Annotated in this window: 17 protein-coding genes and 1 pseudogene; 10 read left to right on the forward strand and 8 right to left on the reverse strand. The window is 42.0% G+C overall.

The genetic code is table 11. The features are described from left to right. Window positions 1-54 precede the first annotated feature (54 nt). The 5 genes and pseudogenes from F6K57_RS02645 to F6K57_RS02665 all read left to right on the forward strand — a co-directional run bounded on the left by F6K57_RS02645 (window position 55) and on the right by F6K57_RS02665 (window position 6341). Entirely contained in the window at window positions 55-624 is a 570-nt protein-coding gene (locus F6K57_RS02645) for a 2Fe-2S iron-sulfur cluster-binding protein (RefSeq protein ID WP_075898750.1), read from the forward strand. Further along, window positions 621-1616 (forward strand): xanthine dehydrogenase family protein subunit M, encoded by a 996-nt coding sequence (locus F6K57_RS02650; protein ID WP_293064598.1) that lies wholly within the window; start codon window positions 621-623, stop codon window positions 1614-1616. Before F6K57_RS02645 ends, F6K57_RS02650 begins: the two co-directional genes overlap by 4 nt. Then, window positions 1613-3742 carry a xanthine dehydrogenase family protein molybdopterin-binding subunit gene (locus F6K57_RS02655; protein ID WP_293018774.1) on the forward strand — a complete coding sequence of 710 codons (2130 nt, stop codon included), beginning with the start codon at window positions 1613-1615 and terminating at the stop codon, window positions 3740-3742. The genes F6K57_RS02650 and F6K57_RS02655 overlap by 4 nt, the downstream gene beginning before the upstream one ends. A 455-nt stretch (window positions 3743-4197) precedes the next feature. After that, window positions 4198-5382 carry a nuclear transport factor 2 family protein gene (locus F6K57_RS02660; RefSeq protein WP_293064602.1) on the forward strand — a complete coding sequence of 395 codons (1185 nt, stop codon included), beginning with the start codon at window positions 4198-4200 and terminating at the stop codon, window positions 5380-5382. A 284-nt stretch (window positions 5383-5666) separates the two neighbouring features. Further along, window positions 5667-6341, forward strand: a pseudogene (locus tag F6K57_RS02665) (transaldolase family protein). Between the two features lie 408 nt (window positions 6342-6749). Here the strand turns inward: F6K57_RS02665 and F6K57_RS02670 are convergent. Both F6K57_RS02670 and F6K57_RS02675 read right to left on the reverse strand, forming a co-directional pair. Beyond that, the gene (locus F6K57_RS02670) at window positions 6750-7397 is read right to left on the reverse strand and encodes an NAD(P)/FAD-dependent oxidoreductase (RefSeq protein ID WP_293064605.1); all 648 of its coding nucleotides are present in this window, start codon (window positions 7395-7397) and stop codon (window positions 6750-6752) included. A 279-nt stretch (window positions 7398-7676) separates the two neighbouring features. After that, window positions 7677-8441 carry a hypothetical protein gene (locus F6K57_RS02675; protein WP_293064608.1) on the reverse strand — a complete coding sequence of 255 codons (765 nt, stop codon included), beginning with the start codon at window positions 8439-8441 and terminating at the stop codon, window positions 7677-7679. A 351-nt stretch (window positions 8442-8792) separates the two neighbouring features. Here F6K57_RS02675 and F6K57_RS02680 point away from each other — a divergent pair, with 351 nt between their 5' ends. The 3 genes from F6K57_RS02680 to F6K57_RS02690 all read left to right on the forward strand — a co-directional run bounded on the left by F6K57_RS02680 (window position 8793) and on the right by F6K57_RS02690 (window position 11336). Beyond that, window positions 8793-9950, forward strand: a complete 1158-nt coding sequence (locus F6K57_RS02680) for an XdhC/CoxI family protein (RefSeq protein ID WP_293064610.1) — start codon at window positions 8793-8795, stop codon at window positions 9948-9950. A gap of 40 nt (window positions 9951-9990) precedes the next feature. Further along, window positions 9991-10644: a nucleotidyltransferase family protein gene (locus tag F6K57_RS02685; RefSeq protein WP_293064613.1), complete on the forward strand. Its 654-nt coding sequence runs from the start codon at window positions 9991-9993 to the stop codon at window positions 10642-10644. A 185-nt stretch (window positions 10645-10829) separates the two neighbouring features. After that, on the forward strand, window positions 10830-11336 hold the full coding sequence (locus F6K57_RS02690; RefSeq protein WP_075897741.1) for a hypothetical protein: 507 nt from the start codon (window positions 10830-10832) through the stop codon (window positions 11334-11336). A 94-nt stretch (window positions 11337-11430) separates the two neighbouring features. Here F6K57_RS02690 and F6K57_RS02695 read toward each other — a convergent pair whose 3' ends face one another. Together F6K57_RS02695 and F6K57_RS02700 are read right to left on the reverse strand one after the other, a co-directional pair. Next, the gene (locus tag F6K57_RS02695; RefSeq protein ID WP_293064616.1) at window positions 11431-11799 is read right to left on the reverse strand and encodes a translation initiation factor; all 369 of its coding nucleotides are present in this window, start codon (window positions 11797-11799) and stop codon (window positions 11431-11433) included. A gap of 143 nt (window positions 11800-11942) precedes the next feature. After that, a complete protein-coding gene (locus F6K57_RS02700) occupies window positions 11943-13688 on the reverse strand; it encodes a hypothetical protein (protein ID WP_293064618.1) in 1746 nt (581 codons plus the stop codon). Window positions 13689-14021: 333 nt separating this feature from the next. Between F6K57_RS02700 and F6K57_RS02705 the strand changes: the two genes are divergently transcribed. Together F6K57_RS02705 and F6K57_RS02710 are read left to right on the forward strand one after the other, a co-directional pair. Next, a complete protein-coding gene (locus tag F6K57_RS02705; RefSeq protein ID WP_293018789.1) occupies window positions 14022-14438 on the forward strand; it encodes a XisH family protein in 417 nt (138 codons plus the stop codon). Then, entirely contained in the window at window positions 14426-14767 is a 342-nt protein-coding gene (locus F6K57_RS02710; RefSeq protein WP_293018790.1) for a XisI protein, read from the forward strand. The genes F6K57_RS02705 and F6K57_RS02710 overlap by 13 nt, the downstream gene beginning before the upstream one ends. 174 nt (window positions 14768-14941) lie before the next feature. On the opposite strand, the gene F6K57_RS02715 is transcribed toward F6K57_RS02710, so the two are convergent. From F6K57_RS02715 to F6K57_RS02730, 4 genes are all read right to left on the reverse strand, one after another. Then, window positions 14942-16438 carry a TldD/PmbA family protein gene (locus F6K57_RS02715; protein ID WP_293064621.1) on the reverse strand — a complete coding sequence of 499 codons (1497 nt, stop codon included), beginning with the start codon at window positions 16436-16438 and terminating at the stop codon, window positions 14942-14944. 764 nt (window positions 16439-17202) lie between these two features. Beyond that, window positions 17203-19044: a carotenoid oxygenase family protein gene (locus tag F6K57_RS02720; RefSeq protein ID WP_293064624.1), complete on the reverse strand. Its 1842-nt coding sequence runs from the start codon at window positions 19042-19044 to the stop codon at window positions 17203-17205. A 466-nt stretch (window positions 19045-19510) separates the two neighbouring features. After that, window positions 19511-21214, reverse strand: coding sequence for a group II intron reverse transcriptase/maturase (gene ltrA, locus F6K57_RS02725; RefSeq protein ID WP_364300965.1), 1704 nt, complete (start codon window positions 21212-21214; stop codon window positions 19511-19513). 581 nt (window positions 21215-21795) lie between these two features. Next, on the reverse strand, window positions 21796-22989 hold the full coding sequence (locus tag F6K57_RS02730) for a transposase (protein ID WP_293064626.1): 1194 nt from the start codon (window positions 22987-22989) through the stop codon (window positions 21796-21798). Window positions 22990-23284: the final 295 nt, after the last annotated feature.

Below are 23284 nucleotides of genomic sequence, written 5' to 3' on the forward strand. Positions count from 1 at the left end.
ATTGCGTTCCTGTAGGGACTCTGTCAGACTACTGTACAAGGAAGCCAAGCCAAAATGAATGTGACTCTTACCGTAAATGGTAAACAGCACACCCTCACCATTGAACCCCGTGTAACACTCCTAGATGCTCTGCGTGAATATTTGGGATTAGTCGGGAGTAAAAAGGGGTGCGATCATGGACAATGTGGAGCCTGTACTGTTTTAATTGATGGTCAGCGAGTTTATTCCTGTCTCACTTTGGCAGTCATGCAAGAAGGTAAGGAAATTGTTACCGTTGAAGGTTTGGCAACAGGGGATACTCTCCATCCGGTGCAGGAGGCATTTATTGACAATGATGGCTTCCAATGCGGCTATTGTACCCCAGGGCAAATTTGCGCTTCTGTGGCTCTTGTGGAGGAAGTTAAACGGGGTTGTGTTAGCGCGGTGACACCAGATTTGCATAGTCCTCCACAACTAGCTGAACTCTCCGAGGCGGAAATTAAGGAACGACTGAGTGGGAATCTCTGCCGATGCAGTGCTTACAATGGTATTGTGGCAGCCGTACAGCAGGTAATTGGACAAAAACCACCTTCTCCTGTGGCAGCGGTGATGGTCAGTGAATATGGAAATAACAAAGGATCATGAATAACTTCACCTATACCCGTGCCACTTCCTTGTCAGATGCCGTGAACCAGGCAGTTGCTGACCAACACTCCATGTTTATTGCTGGTGGAACGAATTTAGTTGACCGTCTGAAAGTATTCTTAGATCAGCCATCGCAACTGATTGATATCTCTCGGTTACAGATGCATAACATTGAACCGATGGCTGATGGTAGTCTGCGTCTGGGAGCGCTAGTTAGTAATACCGCAGTGGCAGACAATAGTGATATTCGCCGCAACTATCCCATGTTAGCTAGGGCAATTATATCTGGCGCATCTCAGCAAATTCGCAACATGGCTACAGTGGGGGGAAACCTGCTGCAACGTACCCGTTGTCCCTATTATTACGATACCGCCTTTCCTTGTAATAAACGGCAACCAGGGACAGGCTGCCCCGCAATCACGGGAATTAACCGTACTCATGCCATCCTTGGTGCCAGCGAGCAGTGTGTAGCAGTACACCCGTCAGATATGTGTGTTGCCCTAGCTGCATTGGATGCGGTGGTGGAAGTAGCAAGTGCCCAAGGGCAAAGGCAGATACCGTTTACAGATTTCCACCGTCTACCGGGAAATAGACCCGAGCAAGACACTAATTTAGAACCAGGGGAGTTAATTACCGCTGTGATTCTGCCGACCTTATCCTTTGGGAAATCTGGGGTTTATTTGAAAATACGCGATCGCGCTTCCTATTCCTTTGCTTTAATTTCTGTGGCGGCGGCGGTAAACTTGCAAGGGGAGCAAATCCAAGCTGCACGCTTGGCAATGGGTGGGGTAGCACACAAGCCTTGGCGAGCAACAGCAGCAGAAGAGTTTTTGATTGGTAAGTCGGCGGATGTAGCAACATTTACCGAGGCGGCAGAAATTGCCTTGGACTTAGCGAAACCTTTAACTGACAACGGTTATAAAGTCAAACTGGCAAAGCGGGCGATTCGTCGCGCCCTCATGGTTTCTGCTCAAGGAGGAGGAGTAGCATGAATCAAGTAACTAGTACTAGTATTAACCGCAAGGATGGACGAGCAAAGGTTACAGGGACAGCAACCTACGCTGCTGAACATCAAATTCCCGGTTTAGTTCATGGTTATCTGGTGACTGCTAATATTGCTCATGGGCAGATTAAAAGTATTGATACCCAAGCAGCAGCAACAGCACCAGGGGTAATTGCAGTTTTCACCCATAAAAACCCGCCGACTGTATCTAAACCAGCTAACGATTTTTTAACCTCGAAAATCTACGAGGCACGACTACCCTTATCAGATGACCAAATTTACTACGCAGGGCAAATTATTGGTTTGGTAGTCGCAGATACCTTTGAACGGGCACGTCACGCTGCCCATTTAGTTAAGGTAGAATACGTCACCCAAGAACCAATTGTAGAAACCAGCAAAGCTACCTTTAACGAAGCTCCACCCATGCTTGGGCAACAGATGACCTTTGAGAAGGGGAATGTTGCTGCTGGGTACTTTGCCAGTGCCATGGCAGGTGTAGGAGCCGAGATTACAGCAACATACACAACTTCCACTGAACTACACGCAGCGATGGAACCCCATGCTATCATTGCTCACTGGCAAGATGCAGACACCCTGACTGTCTACGAACCATCCCAGTGGGTAATCGGTAGTCAGCGTACTTATGCAGACCTGTTTGGACTTGCCCCAGAAAAAGTCCGTATTATCACACCTTTTATTGGTGGAGCCTTTGGTTCTAAAGCCTTCCCTTGGCCCCATGCCATTCTTGGTGCAGCAGCAGCCCGTCAACTGCAACGTCCCCTGAAAGTTGTTCTCAGCCGTCGGCAAATGACCGCCAACACCGGACACCGGTCTGAAACGGAACAAACGATTCGTTTAGGGGCAAATGCTGATGGTAGCTTGATGGCCATAGACCATGGGGTTAAATCCTGTACCTCACCAGTTGAGATTTTTACTGAACCTTGTACAGGCATCACACCAGTTATGTACGCTGCACCCAATCTGCGAACCCGTCAGGAATTGGCGGTCATGAACGTTGGGACACCCGCATTCATGCGTGCCCCAGGGGAAAATCCGGGGTTATGGGCACTAGAATCAGCAATGGATGAATTGGCGTGGGAGTTAAAAATCGACCCAGTGGAACTGCGGTTAAAAAATGAAACTAAGGAACACCAGCGCCAGGGTTTACCGTTCTCTGCCAAGGATTTCGCAGAATGTTTGCGGCTGGGTGCGCAACAATTTGGGTGGCAAGATCGACCAAAACAGGTGCGCTCCCTCACCCGTGATGGTAAGCTAATTGGTTGGGGCATGGCGGCATCAACCTTCCCCGCTTTACGGAGTTCAGCCACAGTCACAGTACGGTTGTTAGCCGATGGTACTGCCCATATCCTCACTAGTGCTAATGACATGGGTACTGGTGCATATACCATTGTTGCAGGTACAGCAGCCGAGGTATTGGGGCTAGCCGTCGAACAGGTACGGGTGGAGATGGGAGACTCCTTACTGCCAAATGGTGGGATGGCGGGTGGTTCCCAAATGACAGCAACCCTTGTACCAGCAGTGATGGCGGCTTGTGAGGCAGTTCTCAAGACGGCTCATGCCGCAACAGCCCAAGAAGCCTTTGCCACCCTGCATCAGTCGGGACAAGCTGCGTTTGAAGCGACAGCCTCTTCTGCAGCCGGTGAAGAGGGGAAGAAATGGGCATTCCAATCCTGGGGGGCACATTTTTGTGAAGTCAGCGTAGATGAAGACATTGCCCGCTTGCGCGTCAACCGTTGGGTGTCTGTGATGAATATTGGGCGAGTAATGAATGCCAAAACTGCAGCGTCTCAGATACGGGGTGGTGTAATTATGGGTATTGGGCACGCCTTGATGGAAGCCTGTGATTTTGACCCCAATATTGGCTATCCTGTGGTTTACGACCTGGCCACCTATCATTATCCCAGTCATGCAGATATTCCCCGGATTCAGGTGACATTTGTAGGGGAACCCGACTATAACTTTAATCCCGCAGGGGTGCGGGGTTTGGGTGAAATTGGGATTACAGGAGTATCGGCTGCGATCGCTAATGCTATTTACCATGCTACAGGTAAACGTATCCGTGATTTACCAATTACACCGGATAAGTTGTTGTGACACACATAACAGAAGAGGCGTTCCATTCAACGCCTCTTCTGTTATGTGATGATGTTTATGTTGTGATGATGTTAATTTTCATATAAGTCAACCACGGGTAAACCTTTTTTGGGAATGCTGCTGATAAATCTTTACCGAATTCAGCCTAGTTTATAGGAGAAAATTAAACTCAATATTCCCAACATAGCTGGTACCAAAACTAGTCTTATATTCAGATTAATTAGTATTAGTAACAAGACTAATATTGCCAAGACTGCGGTAAAATTTAGACAATAATCTTTAGAATTTATCTATCAACACTAGAGATTGCCGACAACTAGGGCAATGCTTTGTATGTCTTCGGAGAGCGATCATAGAATTGCTGATCACTTAATTATTGGAAAGGTGCTTATGTTAATCCCTGCCATGCAGGTTTTCCACTAAATCCTTACCTAAAATCTAAAATTTCAAATCTCATGACCACACCTGCCCATAATGTCATCCAGTCCATCTATGAAGCCATCAATCGTAGGGATGTTAACGCTGCGATGGAGTGGATAGACGACCAGTGTATTTACGAGGATCTCAACTTTTCCCAACCATTCAAAGGAAAGGAAGCTGTCAGACAACTTCTGGAAGAATCCTGTCAAGGTATCCCGGATGAGTTAAAATTCGTAATTGATGATATCACCACAGGCGATCCCCTGGCAGTAGGAATACTATGGCACGTTGAGTTAGACGGCATTCCCTTTCCCAACGGACGAGGTGTTAGCTTTTATCGTTGTTCTGAGGTAACTGGCAAGTTAGTTTTAGCCCGTGATCTGGTTGAACCCCCCATAAAACCAGGGAAGGCGGCATTCTTTATCATCCGACTAGTATCTCCGCTGATACGGATACTGCTGAAAGATCGGCAAGATAAAAGTACCATGGAAATCTCTCCCTTAGGCCAAGGGATTCCAAAAAGTCAACGCTTTCTTCCTCTAGTATTTGGGTTAATAGCGATCGCCTATATTTACATTCTGTTGCTATCTCCACCAGGGCAACTTATTCCAGGGGAACCCGCTTGGGCTATTCAACCAGAAACTATAGAGGAAATAGTAAATGAATCTCTGAATTTTTTCTTTATTTTACCCCTTTTTAACCGAGTAGGCATTAATTATTTAGAAGCACCAGTGGTTCATCCTACCTTAGAAGCACTCTTCAACTTTGCCGAAGCTTGGATTTTCATGTTTTTACCTCTACTCCTCGTCGATAGAAGGACAACTCATCTCCCCAAGATTCTGATTTGGAGTCTGGCGATGTTCGGAACCAATGCTGTTCTTACCCCTTATATGGCACTGCGCTATAATACACCAATTCCTCCAGTAAAGGAGGAAACGAACAAGGGAATATTAGCTCGTGTATTTGGTTGGACAGGAATGATAGTGGGGATAATTGCCTTAGTTTGGGGGGTGATGGGACGACCAGAGTTTGGAGATTTGGTCGAGAGAATGAACTATTTTGGCGAGCAATTGATGACGAACCGACTTACATTAGCTTTCTGTGTAGATTTAGTACTTTTTTCCCTTTTTCAGGCTTTACTTTTGGGTGCAGTTAACAGCAGAATTGGCTGGTTTCGATTTATTCCTTTCTGGGGACTTGCGCTATGGCTAATTATATGATTTGCTTGGAGGTTGGCTCAGCAAGAGCGGACGCAATTTGCTGCCCCAAATCACTTTTATTATCAAATCATAACTATAGCAATTCTCTTTCCCATGAGGTACAAAGGGATCCCCCTAAATCCCCCTTAAAAAGGGGGACTTTGAGGTTGAAAAGTGTACCTCATAAATGCAATAAACGCTATATGTAGTTTTGGCATCATCTGGTGTTAAATATCAAAAAGTTTACCCTAACGCTCAGATGACTGTGCTGCGGAGCATTTTTATTCAGTAAAGAGGAATTAATAATGTTAGAACTATATTTAGACAGTGCCGATGTTGAACAAATAGCACGTTTTCACTCTTGCTTACCAATTAAAGGAATAACAACTAACCCCAGTATTCTGGCTCAAGCCAACATAGGTGTTAATCAACTACTTAAAGAAGTAAATACTATACTAGGGAATGAGGCACGTTTCCACATTCAAGTTATTAGTCAATCTGTAGATTAAATTATCGTTGAAGCTGATAAAATAACAGCTTTACCCTATGATATTGTGGTTAAAATTCCCGCCACGGAAATAGGTCTGGTGGCAATAAAACAGTTACATCAGAAGCAGATACCTCTATTAGCTACGGCAATTTATACAGTTCAACAAGGTTTTTTAGCTGCATTAGCAGGTGCAGATTATTTAGCTCCTTATGTAAATCGAATTGATGTTTTTGGGGGAAATGGTGTCACAGTTGTGGAGCAACTTCAACAACTTATCCAACAACAACAGCTAAGTTGTTGTTTATTACCTGCTAGTTTTAAAAATCCGCGTCAAGTTTTAGAGGTATTACAAGCAGGGGTTGGTGCGATTACTTTGCCTGTAGGTATAGTGGGACAAATGGTTTTACATCCGGCTATACCTTTGGCCGTTGAACAATTTAATACTGATTGGCAACAAGTCTTTGGTGATAAATTAGCTTTTGAAACTTAATGTGACCTGAGTTTTGGATAATAAAATAGGCAGATATAGAGACCATACATAAACATACATATAGAGTTGATCGCAGTTATGAAGTACCTAAAACAAAATAATTTGTACCTGTTCCAATTGCAAACCGCTGTAAATATATTATGTTTATTGATTACATATTGTCACCCATCAAAGAAGCCCAGTCTTCATCTGGACTGGTTTTTACTTTAATCGGCTTAACCAAAACTCAGATTATTTTAAAATTTTTGACAACAATAACACCATGTTCCCATAGAGATTGTTTTAATTGATGTCTTTGTGAATCTGTCAGATTAAGCAAGTTACATCCTGGAAGGACTTCCAATCCTAGTCTGGAGTTATATTGTGTTTGTTTTAATGGATTTTTGATAATCATAAAAGTTCCTGTTTTTAGAGACTAGAATAATTATAATCGAATTTAACCTCAGGCTTATAGTTAAAAACCCAATTTTGATATTCTTCGCTAGTCATCTGTGACTGCTCCTGCATTTGCTGATTAGCAGCCTCCCTGTCCGTTGTGTAGTAACGCATTTCACCCAAAGCACTACGGGTTTGCATCAGTTGGCTACGGGGTATACGACGCTGTTCGTAGCGAGCCAGAGCTTCTTCAATGCTGGATGCTTGGGAACAGCACAACGCTAGTTCATATGCGTCTTCAAACGTACTATTTGCTCCCTGTGCCAAAGCAGGAGCCATAGGGTGAGCGGCATCACCCAACAAAGTAACTCTACCTTGACTCCAAGATTTGAGGGGTAAGCGATCGCAAATTGGTCCGTCCAAAATTCGCTCTGCTGGTGTTGCTTCCACAAGCGATCGCAATGATTCTCCCCAGTCTGCTAATTGATTGAGAAGCCGAGATTTGACCTCAGCCGCATCTTGGGAAAGGGTATAATCCGGTGATAACTGACGATATAGCCAGGAAATATGCCCATCACCGACATTTAGGAGGTACATAAATTCTTGATTACCTTTCACAAACCCGAGTTCACCGGGATTCAGTAATTCTTGGTTACATTTGATAACAGTACGCCAAGACATACTTACTAAATAGCGGGGTTTGCCGTCTCCAATTAAAGCTTCTCTAATGGCAGAATTTATAGATTAATAGCTTACAATAAAGCGTTTTCAGGTTCATTGTCACCCCCTCAGCTCTAAATTTTTATTTTAATTTAAAATATAAAAATTGATTATATTTTTACATAAATGAAGCGATCAAGGATAAATTAGTATTTGACTTAATGAGACTAAATCATAATAAACGAAAGTATTATCAACGAGATATAATGGCTAGATCGCTGAGAGAGTCTTGGTTTTAGCTTATTCTGTATAATCCCAGGGGAATAGAGCTGCAACCCTGGAAATTTCTTTTTTTAAATTTAATAACAGTTCTTCCATAGAAGACTTAGAAAACCCTAAATTTTCACTAAATTCTAAAAAATCATTTTCACTCATCACTACTATTCCAGATTTTTCCAATTCTTTTGCCTCAAATAATAGATATCTATAAAAGAAAGGGTTTATCATAATAACAAAACCAAATAGTCTACCAATTAACCCGGCAAATACTGAACTAATTCGTTGTAATCTTGAAGCTATAAGATACGAATTACCAAGACCATTTTCTTCAATAGTAATATCTTTCATAGCACAAGCCGCCCAAACTAATGCTCGGTGTACTATTGTAATATCATCATTTAAGTAAGCATGAAAAATTGCTATCAAACAGCAAACCCTAAAATCTTTGTATTGATCATTAATACAATTAAAAAAGACAATATATTGGAACCAGCTAAGAGGTTCGTTTATTTTGAATCGTCCTCTATAATATGCTAAATGTGCTTTAGTTAAATCATTTAAAGCCATTTTCACAACAATGGTTCTATCTTCAGGTTTCATTTTACTAATGTTTTGTAATTGATACAAAGCTGCATCGGTATGAATATCACCAAAGACCTTTAGCATTTTTTTTACTTCTCCTCCCTCAATAAAATTTTTAATAGTAATTGCCGATTTAACAACTGGAATTAAATTATTTACTGATTCGTTGATACTCATAATTATCACTAATGGTTTTTCAGTCACTAATGGTTCTTCAGTACATTTTATACTAAACCGACAGTTAAAAAACTCATAAAGCTTACGGTACAAGGTAAATTAGGCTATTTAACTAGCAAAATTTTCTGAAGACGAATTCTTTCCCCTGCTCTCTGCTCCCTGCTCCCTTTGCCAAAGTGTTTATTTAGCATAACAAGTACGGAATAACATTTTTTTTCAGCTAACAATATGCGAATTTTCATAGAAAAGTTGGATTGCTGGTGATAATACAATATTCTCGTCATCAAATATCTCCACAAAAGCCACAAAAATTTTTACTTTACATCATTGAGCCCAAATTGTTAAGCTTGGCTATAACAGGAGTGTCCAGCAGCCAAGATGAAAGATCTAAATTCTATTCTAGCAGCATTCGGAGACAGTCAACACAACGATCAACAAGTATTTCTTGCTACTGTTGTCAATGTTCAAGGCTCTACCTATCGCCAACCTGGTGCGCGGATGCTGATCACATCAACTGGTAAAATGGTAGGAACCATTAGCGGTGGTTGCTTGGAAAATGATGTATTTGAGCATACTCGCGTCTCAATGCCAGACGGAAAACCCATAGTCGTCACTTATGATACCACTGCTGATGAAGACATTATCTGGGGATTTGGCCTGGGTTGTAACGGTGTGGTAAACGTCTTGATTGAGCTTCTAAATCAAAGTAATCCCCTTAATCCCTTAGCTTTTATTAATCAATGTTTCCACAACCAGCAACCAGGTATTATTGCCACTGTTATTGCTGTAGAAGGTAAGGTTAATGTTCAGGTTGGGGCGCGTTTAATCCTGCAATCAAATAATCGTGTAAATACTGATATTAAAGACGAATATTTGACTGCTGCTTTGCTCAAAGATGCTCAAGCTGCTCTGGAAAATCAACATTCAAGTTTCCATCAATACCAATTAGCAGTCGGTAAAGTAGATATTTTTATCGAGTTTATTAAACCCCCGCCACACCTAATAATTTTTGGTGCAGGTCGTGATAGTCTACCTGTAGCAGAGTTTGCTAAAGCCTTAGGTTGGCGAGTCACTATTGTTGATTGTCGAGGGAGTGAGGTAACTCAAGAGCGTTTTGTCATGGCTGATCAGGTGATTCTCACCCGCAGGGAAATTTTAGACAAGCAAATATCTATTGATGATGACACCATTGCTGTGGTAATGACTCATAACTACCTCGATGATTTAGAAATTTTGAAAGTGCTAATCCCTGCTGCAATCAGCTATCTGGGTTGTTTGGGTTCAAAGCAACGCACTGCCAAGTTACTGCAAGATTTACGTGCAGCAGGAGTAGCATGTACACCCATACAGCTAGAAAAGTTATATACTCCTGTTGGTATTGATATTGGTGCAGATTCACCAGAAGCGATCGCATTATCCATCATTGCTGAGATTCAAGCCGTGTTAGCAAACCGTGGTGGTGGCTTTTTAAAACACCGCATGGAACCAATTCACGAACGAACTCAAGTCAAGGAAATCCCAATTGATAAACTATAAAATTTGTGGAAGTTTGACTCTTGATTCTTTGAATTATGAAATGAAAATAACCCATTCACAGCTAAAACCAACTGAATCAAATATTGCTATTATTATCCTAGCAGCAGGTGCATCAACCCGCATGGGTAAACCTAAACAACTCTTACCCTATCAGGGATGCAGCTTACTTCGCCATACCATAGAGAAGGCAATGGCTTCAGTCTGCAAGCCTGTAGTGGTGGTTTTAGGAGCAAATGCCCAACAGATATATTCTGAAGTTAACCAACCTTCTGTAACGGTAGTTGAAAACCCAGATTGGAATTTGGGAATGGGTTCCTCAATTCGTAGCGGAATTCTATCCCTTGGAAGTTGTTATGAAACCATAGACGCAGCAGTAATTACTGTTTGTGACCAGCCGTTTATTTCTCCTGAAATTATTAATCATCTAGTTGCAGCCTATCATGCTACGGGAAAACCCATCGTTGCTTGCCAATATGCAGATACATTAGGTGTACCTGTTTTGTTTAAACATAGATTTTTCTCTGAACTAGCAACCTTAGATGAGACCGTGGGGGCAAAAAAAATAATTAACAAATACTACAACGAAGTATTTAGTATTTCTTTTCCATTAGGTGTAATTGACATTGATACACCAAGAGATTACCAGAAGTTAGAGAAAAACCAAGAGGGGCAAGAGCTCCGGAGTTTTATTTGACAAAAAAACAAGACCTCCTAGGTTTACATCTCAAATACAAACCCTATAGTAGAGTGCGTTAATAACGCACCTTACTGGTATAGTTATGGCGTAAGTCCTGTTAGTTACAAGCCCGATCCCCTTGTGGATGAGGCTGTTGACTGTTCAATATAAAAAGAGTATAAAACTCATAGCTAAAGGCAAAAATGGAGCAAATACACTCAGAAATTGACGCAATTCGCCAGAGCATTGCCGCACTACGTGCTGAACGTGATACCCTAACCCGCCAGGAAATCATCCTAGAAGACCAGTCCCCAGAAGCGATCGCTCAAGCCTACCGTCGTCAAGCCAGTGAAAACGCCCAACGATCGGTAGAGATACTAGGAATCGATAATGCGATCGCAGCCTTAGAAGCCCAGTTGCAACAAAAACAGCAGCAGTTACAGCCAGCACTTACTATCAGTCAACCCCTAACCCTAGAAGACCAAATAGAACAAGCCACACAACAAGCTTATGACCACGCTGAACGGATTAATGAACTGGCAGCGGAACTAGCAGAAGAACTCAAAGCCCTAAAAGCGATCGCTCATGACCTGAGTCCCATTTATTGGAAGTTGTATCATCGACCCTTTGTTACTGGATTCAGAAGTACCTCAGTTCCCTACCTTCGTTCCGATCACGATGTTTTGAGGATTACCAAACTAGTCATTTAAATCTAGTAATTTAAATTAGTAATTAAAACGGATAAACTAATCTTAGGTTATCCGTTTATCCGTGTTTAAACATCCAGGTTTATCTAGTTTACCATTACCCCCCACTAACTTTAGCTTTGTAGCCCAGTTTAATCATTATTTGCACTAGTTTATCAGTATGATTCCCTTGAATTTCAATAGTATTATCTTTAACTGTACCACCACTACCACATTGGCCTTTCAGCTGTTTAAGTAACTTGGTTAAGGTTTCTGGTGATGATTGAAATCCACTAATTACTGTAACGGTTTTTCCCTTACGTCCTTTCCGTGATGCCTGTATCCGCAAATCTTGTTGATTTGGGGGAAGTTCCTGAATCCCTCGTTCAACTGCAGCGTCATTGCTAGTGCCAAATTCCTGGTAGGCAATTCGATTGCCAGAGGTTTTGGCGTCAGAAGCATTACGTTTTGATTTTGATGAAGCCATTGGTTCAATCTAGTATCAATCTATTTACAAGTCCGGTTAATCACTTACCAAATAGTAGTTCGATTTTTGGGTCAGGATAATGGGTAATCGGTAATCATCAACTACCAATTACCCATTACCCATTACCTATTACCCATTACCCATTATCCTATCCCGGAAAGAAACGGTTCTGGATGTCCCTGTTCAGGAACACAATCGATTTCGATCTGGAAGGTCCCTTCAAATCCAGTGTCTTGCACTTGAAATTCCCAGGCACCATCCACTTCTTTCATCTTATCAGCGGGATTGGGGGTAAAATCTGGCTGAGCAAATTTTTCATCGGTATGGAGGTAGAGTTCTATAGGTGTCTTGGCAATCAGAACCTGAATATAGTATTGTTTGCGGAAGATGACATTGTCAGAGAAACCAAGACCTAACAAATCCCGTTCACCGACGTAAAAGTCCAGTCGTAAGACCATGTCTTTCTCTTGTGCTGGGATACTCTCATCCTCTAGAATTGATATGGTATTCAGGTAGCCTTCCCAGATCAGATTTTTGCCATCTGCCCAAGGAAATGCTGGGTTTTCGTCGGTCAAATCCTCTTGAATAAACGGACCATAGCAGTTTTCCGCAGCCTCACTCTGGTGGAACAGTTCAAAATCCAGCAGACGGGGTTTAATGGATACTCCCAGAAAGAACTCACTTTTGCCAAACCAATCCTTACCCCGAGTGATTTGGGCGTTGACAAAACGTAAACGCGATCGCACATCCCCAAAGAAAAAGCGCGTTGCTACTTCAAATGCTTCCCGGGAAGTAATCACGGAGTCGAAACCACCGTGGGATTTGTGGATAAAGGTACGGGGTGCCCCAGGAATTTGGGCAGAGAATTGCTTAACTAAGCCATCACTACGGTTATAGTTAGAACCAAACTCATATCTCGGGGAGAAAACGCGGTTGAGAAAGGAGGCTTGTCGCAAATTGTAAGACTTATAGTTGGTACCAACAATAGTTAAAAGTCGTTCTAATGGAAAGTGTTTCTCAAAATTTTGGAACGAATAGGGGTTGTTGAGCTTACTTTGATTTTTGAGATTAAAGCGCTCTAATTCTTCTTGAGCTCCTAGCTCTCCCCCAAACCCCAGCCAATCTTCTAAGATTTGGAAGGTAATGCCTTGGTGAGGAGTTCCCAAAGTGATAATTTTATTGATGTAGTCTTCAGCCTTAAGACCAAGGCTGGGATAGGTGACTTGAACTGCTTCACGAGCGATTAATCCACCCATAGAATGGGCAATGATGTTAACCTTAGGTTTAACAGCTGCTTGATTCGCCGTTAGTTCACGAATTAAGTAGATTAGACGCACCAAGGCATTACCATAGGTTTCAAATTTACGCTCTTTCAGGTCATAGTAGCGAAATACCCAAATGGAGCGCCAGGGATCTTTGGTAGACTCCAAAAAGGATTCTGCCCTCTCTGGGTTTATGACCACTTTATCCCCGGAAAAATATCTTTTTTCTTCTGTTTTGTCTGGATAGTTTAGAGTATAGGTTTCTTCTTTGAGGCGCTTAAATTTATCGAAAATACCATTATCCTTTAACCACTCCAGTGATGATGGCAGGGGTTTGCCATCCTGGAGCATTTGCTGCAAAGACTTTAGTTTCCGAGGCAGGGTTGCTTCATCTTCAATCTCCCGACTACCAAAAGTCACGACGTTAGTAGCATCATGGTATTGCCAGTCTGACTTGAGGAAACTCAGGATTAATCCTTCATAAATCTCGTTTGTTCCCTTTTTGTGTTCATAGACAGTGCCTTGGTTAAACCCCTGATAGGTTAAGCGCTGTTCCTCTTGAATATTGAGACCACCAAACCCACGAATTAGGATAATTGGTAAAGGAGTACGGGTAGGTACAGACATTGTCATCTCCTATCACATCTGAAATGTTAATTCATCGATCTTAGCTGCTGATTCATCTCTAGACCATCAGTTTTGTTTGTCAATTATAAATTTTTAATTTAAAATTACCTGACCAACTATCCGGCAATTGAGGAGCTTCAATTGCCATATTCATGCCCATGTTTGGAGGGGTTCGTGAAATGGCCCTCAACTAAAGTCAGTCAACCAGCCCAAAACCACTCACGCTTTGCATCAAGAAACTGAATAATATCCAATTTAAATGCGCAACAGCTTATGACAAGGCCGTAGATGATAGAATTAAATAAATTAGATAAGGGATGAAAAACATCCAAAATGGCAAAAGACGTTTTCCATCAACAGGTTAAAAATGCTTTGATCAAAGACGGATGGAATATCACTCACGATCCTCTCACGATTCGGATTGGCGAGGCAGTCAAATTACAAATTGATTTAGCGGCAGAAATCGCAATCGCAGCTGAACGAGATGCCGAAAAAATTGCTGTAGAAATTAAAAGCTTTATTGGCGACTCAGATATCAGCACATTTCATACGGCGTTAGGGCAATATCTTAACTATTGTCAGGCTCTTGAAGAACTTGAACCAGAGCGAATTGTTTATTTAGCTATTCCTTATGAAACTTATCAAGATTTTTTTCAGCTTTCTTTCATCCAACGCGCTCTGAGACGTTACCAAGTCAAGTTGATGATTTACGATCCGAAATTGGAGGAGATTAGGCAATGGATAAAATAGAGCAATATCGGCAATTTGTCAAGCAGATTTTAACTGAACACTCCCAAATAGCAACCCCTACTGATAGGGATACGGTCAAAGCCGAGCTAATATTTGATAGGGAACACGACCATTATCAATTGGCTTATGTGGGTTGGCAAGGAGATAAGCGGATATTTGGTCCTGTGATGCACTTTGATATTATTGATGGCAAAATTTGGATTCAATATAACGGGACTGAAGACTCGGTTGCTGAGAGGTTGGTGGAAATGGGTGTACCCACTTCTGATATCGTTTTAGGTTTTCATTCCGCTTTTAAGCGCCAATTTACCCGTTATGCAGTTGGTTAAAACTATGATACCCTATTTAGAGGTTTGCGACTTTATTAGGCTCTCCCGGATCTGTGGTTGAAAACGTATCAAAAGGCACAAAATCGACAATCAACGTGGCTGGAACTGGCGGAATTACGTGATATAAGCTTGCCTTATCACCCCAAAGCCGGGAGAGCCTTAACCATTAACGATTCATGCTCCCCCAATCTGAATATTGCGCACCCGCACCGGCACACAAGCATGGGTCATTTGAGCAATTTGTATCGGTTCCCCTTTACCACACATATGGGTACCAAACTGCTCCTGTTCCGAAGCCACTCCAATGGCATCAACACTATTCCAGAAATCAGTACTCATAGAATGATAGGTAACATCCTTCAGCATGCCCACTACTTTACCTTTCTCCACCTTCCAGAAAGCATCTCCACCAAACTGAAAATTACGTCGCTGCTGGTCAATGGAGAAACTACCTCTACCATCAATTAAAATCCCTTCCTCAGTCTCAGCAATCATTTCTGATAGTGTGGCAGAGTGACTTCCTCCCTCTGCTCCCGGTTCTAACCCTAAATTAGGAATCCGCACCATCGGAACACTTGACCAACTATCGGCGTAAGCGCAACCGTTACTACTGGCATTACCTAGTCGATAAGCCGTTTCCCGGTCAGTGAGGTAGTCTACTAAAATGCCATCCTTGACAACATACCAATCTTGTGCTGGTACCCCCTCATCGTCATAGCCTAAAGTACTACGTCCCCCCGATTGAGTGCGATCGCATTTAAAATTCACCCAAGGAGCAGCATATTGCAGCTTGCCCAATTTATCAGTAGTCGCAAAGCTAGTACCAGCAAAATTCGACTCATAGCCGTACACCCGATCCAGTTCCGTAGGGTGTCCCACCGATTCATGAATCGTTAGGTGGAGATGACTAGGCTTCAGAATCAGAGTGCTGCGAATACCAGAAGGTCCCTTGGGAGCATGAACCTTCTCTATTGCTTCTTCTGCTACCCGTTCTACCTGATTCAAAAGGTCTGGGGGTTGAATATGCTCGTAACCGATATTTAAAGGTGGACGTTCATAGCTACGGTTTTGAGCATCCCCATTAGCAACTGCTGTACAACCCAGACCTGGATAGCTACGGTATATAGTCTGTTCAATTAGGGAATCAACAGTAGACGCAAAAATCTTGTCTTCACGAGTAAAACGCAGGAAAGAGTAAGCCTTCTTAATTCCGCGATCGCTATAGCTAAGCAATTGATCATTGATACGCAATAGTAAATCGGCTTTCTCAGTAATCGGTATAGTAAACGGGTCAATTTCGATTGGAGTAATATAGGTATCGCGATAGGCTTCTACTGGGGCTAATCTTACCTGTGTTTGCTGAGAAAGGCGGCTACCTTTAGCAATCTCTACAGCTAAAGCCACCATTCGTTCCACTTCCTCTGGAGTTTTATAGGGACTAGCCGCAAAGCCCCAAGCACCCTTTAGTAACACTCTTACCCCAAAGCCAGAACTAACATTATCACAGAGTTGGCTAAGGGAGCGATCGCGTGCGGTTAAGTTCTGATTACGGTAGGTACAAATACGGATATCCCCATACTCACACCCAGCTTTACGAATTAAATCAATCCCTAGTGTCGCCAAGTCTCTCGCCAAGTCAGTAGTCGTAATTGGTGCTAAGGCTTTTATCATATGTAAAGTATGTAAATAATTTTTAAGAACAATGCCTAATATGGATTAAAGTTGCTATAATCGCACTGGCTAGATTATGATTAACCTAGCCCTCTCCTCATTTTAATAAACGTCAGTAAAATCAAGGTCCCTGGTTGTAAGCATTCAGCCTAATGCTAAAAGCAATAAGAACCAATCATAAATCAGCATCTTTCTGGTTGTCCACAATCAATCATCTACTCGCACCCCTAGGTCAAATCCCTAAGTTTTCCTTGATTATTGATATCAAAACTATAGCGCTTTTCAATTAGTAGAAAAGTTTGCGTAGGGTGCGTTAGGGGGGGCCGAGGATTTTATCGGTAGCCACGGTTGCGACAGTCTGCCCCGTAACGCACCACCGAGTAAAACAGCTTTAATAAGATGCACCTTATTAAAATACATTTGCTCTGGTTTTAGTTGATATCAAAATATTTATTCAAAACTATCGGCTAATCTGAAATAGCTTCAGTAATTCTACATCTAGTGAGCTGATCGACTAATTGTCCCCATCTCCCTATTTCCCTAGCTCCTCATCATTCTCAAACGACAATGAAAAAGCCCTGCTCCAAGGCAGGGGACATCAGGTTTATTTTTATCAATTGGAAGCCCCCGGTATAGCGCTACGCTTAGCGTGAGAAGTTAGAAGTCAGAAGTCAAAAGTAAGCTATTACTTACCTTTCGGAGTTTAGGAATGTCAAACATCTGAATGCGTAGTGCTATAGTATTAAATTTACCGGGGAAGCATGTCAGTGATCTTCAAATTCGGGATAAATATCGTTTTCAAAAATTTCCTTAATCCAGTCAGGTAAGAAATACTCAGGCTTGTTGATATCCATATCCTGGCGGAGATCCACTTTATACTTGGCATCCCGTGGGGCGATGGAAGGAACCCAAGCTGAATGGAGAGACAAAGCAAATTTAACGTCCTCGTGACCCAATTTGGTAATTGGTCCTGCCGCAAGATTTCCTGCTTGCCAAATCCAAAATTCAGACCCACTAGGAGTAGTTACTGTCGCCACGATATACCCTTCAAGTTCGTCAGTTTGCCCTTGCTTAGGAACATAAATAGGGGTATTAACTACATACCCTCGTTCAATAGTCCATGAATCTTTAACTTCCATATCCACTGGAGACCATCGCAAAATACCTGATGGTTTCCAATTAGGTAAATCGTTTACTGGTACTTTACGGAAAGGATGATTAGCGTATAACTCAACCAATCTGCGAGGGGTAATTTCACTAATATACCCAGCGTAGTTTACCCAAATATTCTGAAACTGTGGGGGAGACGTACCTTGAATTCCTTGATATGTAGGGAGTGCAACTCCCCAAAAATCCTCGAATAAGCAAGGTTGTTCACTCTTTAGTTCGCCTGTCTTCGCATTAACAACACATTTACCAAAACCCTGCTGATCATATACACCAGGAGGATAGCCATAAAAAGCAGATGGAACAAACTCAAATAAAGTTGGCCATCTTTTATCCGATTTCTGTAGCCACTCGCTAACATCATGACCAGAAGCTAACACCAGATGCAAGGTCAACTTTTCTCCATCATTATCTTCATAATCAGCATAAAAATGAACACATTCGCGAGGGATTGTGATGTGTTTAGCAATAGCTTTCTCGCCCTGAAGTTCTGCTCGCGGCACTAACCAGACTTGATTGTAAGCTGATTGAGCTTTAGCTTTTACTTCAGGAAGTAACATTCTTAAATATTCTATGAGAAAAGCCGTGTCAATAATTACCACGTAGTTTTTGGTAATCGCTATCTGGTGCGTAGACTGCTTAATTTCAACTGGCTTATTGGTGCGCTCATCAATTATTTGGGTTGTCTGGAACTTACCTTGACCATTCCAAATATGTATATAAGTATCTGGATCAATTGCTCCCATACTGATTGGATTCTCAAACAGGCAATTAATAATAAATATTTCTCCCGTATTCTGATCGTAAGCGGTATGGGCTGCAGTCATATGCATAGGAAAAATCCAGGGTATTTTAATATCCCCAAGACTTGGTATGCCATTTATTTCTAAAGGAATCCATTCGGAGCGATCGCCTACAGGTGTAACTGGTTTTAGGGTGGTTAAGTCAAACTCGAAAGGACGACCTGAATCAATGGTGGCAAACATACGCCAAGAGTTATTCTCAGGATCTTGGAAAGCTTGAATCGCTGTATTACATTGGTTTTGTACGCCTAATCTGGGGCTTAGACGAGCCAAACCTCCCAGATTACGAAATCTAAATAATCTCCCAAACAGTAATTTTCGCAAATTTGTGAAGTATGTCCACCAGGGCTGTTCATTAATTTTTTGATCACAGATGACAGAAGGCGTGCGAAATTGTTCGCTTTTGAGATGGATTCTTCCGCTTTCAAAATCTAAACGATACAACTGTCCATAGCCATTAAACCAAGGAGTAGCTCCATTTTGAGGTGTTGGAACTAACCAAAAAGCATGTCCCTCACAATCAGAAGGAATTTCTCCTTCAATTACATTCATCTCTAGGTCGATGGATGCTGTATTGTGTTCGCGGAGGTTATTGGGTAAGTCAGTTGAAGGTGTTGCTTTCGGTTTTGCTGTCATGGTTACTTTTTTGGTCTATAACCAATACGCATATATCTTGCTATATTATACCATTCGAAGTAAATGTTAAGACATATTTCTATTCTGTGATATTAAATTTTACGATCGCGTAGCGTGACCTACGGTCAATCCGAAGTTCTCTTTAAACTAAAATATTCCTCTTCTGTCACTTTCCGAGTATAATGAATAGAGAAAGAAAAAAATCAAACTGTACAAGGTAGACACAGCAATGGATGTAGAGCTACAAGTTCTCAAACATTTACCAAGAGACCCCCAGCTGACAGCATATTTCCCTTTTGTTACCAAAAGGTATTGAGTCCAACCTAAAAGGTTGTTTTACGTGAGGGTAGGTGGTGTAAATTACCCTGGGGAGTCGGCTCCCCGCTTTACTTGACCAGTTCAGGTCGCGCAGTTTCCCCTCATCCGGCTCCTCGCGACGGAATCTCTTGTCAGTGGTACCTCTACATTAGAATGGGTTGTCATCTAAATTGACCTTCATTCTATGTTTTTCGTCGTGGCAATGTAGGTGGAGTAGCTCAAGATTTCTGAGTTGGTCGTTTCCACCTTGTGCGCGTGGTATTATATGATGCGTTTCCATTAAATCTCCTTCCTTGAAGGTAAGACCGCAATGTGAGCATTTCCCTTTCTGTCTTTTCAGAAGTTTTCCCTTCTGGCTAGTCATTTCAGGGTGTTTTGCCATTCGGTTGTTCCAGTACGTTAGGTCACCATCGAAGGGACTTCGGGTTTCTTTGACTTTTACGTGTCGGACGATTTTTGTCTTTGCGTATTTAGGTAGGTAATTATCCTCCTTTGTCATGAATACCCAATTATCTTTCTTTGGTGCGTCCCATGGATTCTTTGGTTTTTCAACCTTAGTCCCCCAGTACTTTTTATTTACCCAGGTTCTTGATTTGTTTGGATGTCTTCTGTATCCCCATCTTTGGAGTTTGTTCCAGAGCTTGTTATCTAACCCTTTGAAGGTTTCTTTACTGACCACAGAGCGGTTGTAATTACACCATCCTTTTCTAATGGGTCTGAGTCGCCTGATGAGGGCTTCTTGGGGAGCGGCTCTGTATTTGTCTATGACTTTTGATAGCTGCTCCCAATGCTCCTTTACTCTCTTCTTGGATGGTTTGATGAGGGTCTTAAAACCTTGTTTTGAGTGGTTCTTACCTACCGGATACTGCCTGATATTGAAACCAAGGAAGTCATATCCTTCTGTGGTGTGAACCAGTTTCGTTTTACTTGGTTTTAGTTCTAGGCCAATGTCATTTAACCATATTTCTATAATTCTCTGGCATTCTTCTACCACTTCTTTGGATTTATGCATAATGATGAAATCATCTGCATATCTGACGAAGTTTAACGCTTGTTTGTTTCTCGCTTTTCTACCGGGTAACATTTCGGCGTATTTATTAATTCGTTCTTCCATTCCGTGAAGGGCTATATTCGCCAAAAGTGGAGATATTATTCCACCTTGTGGGGTACCCTCTATAGTAGGAGAGAATGTTCCCTCATCCATTACTCCGGCTTTCAACCATCCTTTGATTAATCGCCTCATGGAAGGATAAGTATTTAATTTTGTGAGAAGTTTTTCATGGTTGATTTTGTCGAAGCATTTGGAGATATCGGCATCTAATACCCATTTGGGTTTCTGTGCGATTCCCGTGAATATTGCTTCGATGGCATCATGACATGACCTTCCTGGCCTGAATCCGTATGAGTTTGGTTCAAAGCGTGCTTCCCATTCAGGCTCTAATACCTGTTTGGTTAAGGCTTGTAGTGCTCGGTCGTATATAGTTGGTATTCCCAACGGACGTTTTTCATTTCGACCGGGCTTGTCAATCCAAACTCGGCGGGTTGGTTGAGGTTTTTTGTAAATTTTAAGGCTGGCTACTAAGATTAGGCGCTGCTTATTTTTCAAAGCTTTTCTCCCATCTATTCCGGCAGTCTTTTTGCCTTTGTTTTGTTGGGTTACCTTCCTTACCGCTAGCATTTTTCCTGACCAGGACTTCATCAGAGTCTTTTGCAGCTTTCTTACCACTCGAACATCACCACGTTGAGAGGCTTGGTATATCCGTTTTTGCAACTTAAACACAGTTCGTTCTAGCTTTCGCCAATTGACCTGATTCCATTCCGACTGTGGGGCGAACCCCCTAGCTTTAGACATATTGATTGCTACTCATAGCTATACCTTTTCCTATCACGTGAGTCTGTTGGCTTATCCTAGACATTACTCTAGGCTTTGGCTTCTGACTCAATCTCTCCCTCATAGGACTTGCGGCTAACTACCTACTTGAAGACCGACCTCTTCAAGAGTGCCTATGGGGGTTACTTCGTTCCTGACAACCATTCTGTTGAGCTTTTAGAGTGATACTTTCCACCGGGAATTTAGGGAAATCATTATAAGGAAAGCTAACCTTATAATCCTGTTTTATTCCGTTGACTATTTGTCTGTAGCGTATCAGCCTTTTATTTCGCTACGTCGGAATTACGATGGTTTGGCATATCTTCCTTTTGGTACTCATGAGCTCTTTGCCTGCTACTAACACCGTCTTTAGGCTGACAGTGCTTCGCTGTTCGACCCCGCTTTATCCTAGAGCTTGTTATTTCTCAGTGGATAGGGGTAAGGCTGTCACTCGGATTTCACGAGGGTTGGTATTTCACCAACATGGTTATCAAGTTATCAAGGTTTTAACCCTTGTGGCTAGTCTCCCCAATCCTTTGTGGATAAGGTTTATAGCCAACGAATCACACAGCTTTACTTCTGACGGGATGCCCCACCGCCAATTTCAATATATTGATCGCCGCATTTACATCTCGGTCTTCCGTGTACCCACAGTGAGGACAATAATGAATGCGATCTTTCAACTTTTTGGGTACTTTCGTTCCGCAATTAGAACAGTTTTGACTAGTATTACGGGGATTCACTGCAACTGTAATCAAACCAGCATTTATGGCCGTAGGCCACGCTACGCGAACGGCTTTGTTTGACAAGATAGACAAAAATTGACCCCACCCAGCATCAAGAATAGATTTGGCTATTTTAGTTTTAGCCAAACCTTTTATATTCAACTTTTCATGAGCAACTAAGTCATGGTTGTCTAGTAAGCTTTTAGCAGTTTTAAAATGAAAATCTTTTCGAGTGTCAGCAACCTTTTTATGAGCTTTACCTAGTTTGTTTACAGCTTTTTTCCGATTGTTGCTTCCTTTTTTGGATCTACTGACAGCTTTTTGGATCTTTTTTAGTCGCTTTTGAGCTTTCCGATAGTATTGAGGGATTGGTACCTCTGAACCATCAGACTTGACCAGGAAAGACTTGAGACCCATGTCTATCCCAACAGGACTAGAGACGCTATCTACTGGGATAATATCCGGCACAGAATCATCTTGAATGGATAACGTAACATAGTACCCGTCAGCCTTTCGAGTTATGGTGGCTGTCTTAATTTGAAAACCTTTTGGGATAGGTCTATGGAAAATCATTTTGACTTTCCCAAATTTTGGAAGAGTCAGTATATTGCCACTTATAGGATTTTTGCCAAGAGAGGGAAACGTAAAAGATTTGTATCTGTTCTTCCCTTTAAATCTAGGTCTCCCGCTTTTTTTACCGTTACTATCGCCCTTCAGGAAACGCTTAAAAGCTAGATCGACTCTCTTGACACAGTTCTGCAAAACTTGAGACTGAACTACCTTGTACCAGGGTCTGTCTTTCTTTAACTGAGGCAGAGAATTTTGCTGTGAAAAGTAATCGGGATTATTTTTTAATTCTGGTAGATGACATACCAAAGGACAAGAGTTAATGGAACAACGATTCTGCTCGTACCAACTAAATCTCTCAGCAAGTAAATAGTTGTACTGGTGGCGCAACATATCTAACCACCTTTCGATTTCTGCTTCCTGTTTTTTAGTTAATCTTAGTCGGTACTGATAAGCTGATATCATTGTTGCCATATCATGTTTTTCGACCTATTATTAGGATAGCATATGTTGTAACAAGTGTCAACACTAAAATGAAAGATCAAAGATTTGTGATCAGGTTAACCAGCTTTGAAAAACAGCAACTAAAACAAGAAGCTGACAGGAGGGGGATGACTCCATCCGAATTACTGAGAAGTTTGATAGCTCGCTTCCCTGATCCTAGAGACCCTGTGCAAAATTCATCCCTGGAGACGAAACCTTAGATAGTGGAGCTTTATTACAAAAGATTTAACCCTTTTGCCCATAACCGACTAACCAT

The sequence above is a fragment of the Moorena sp. SIO4A5 genome (genome assembly GCF_010672005.1).
Taxonomy (GTDB): Bacteria; Cyanobacteriota; Cyanobacteriia; order Cyanobacteriales; family Coleofasciculaceae; genus Moorena.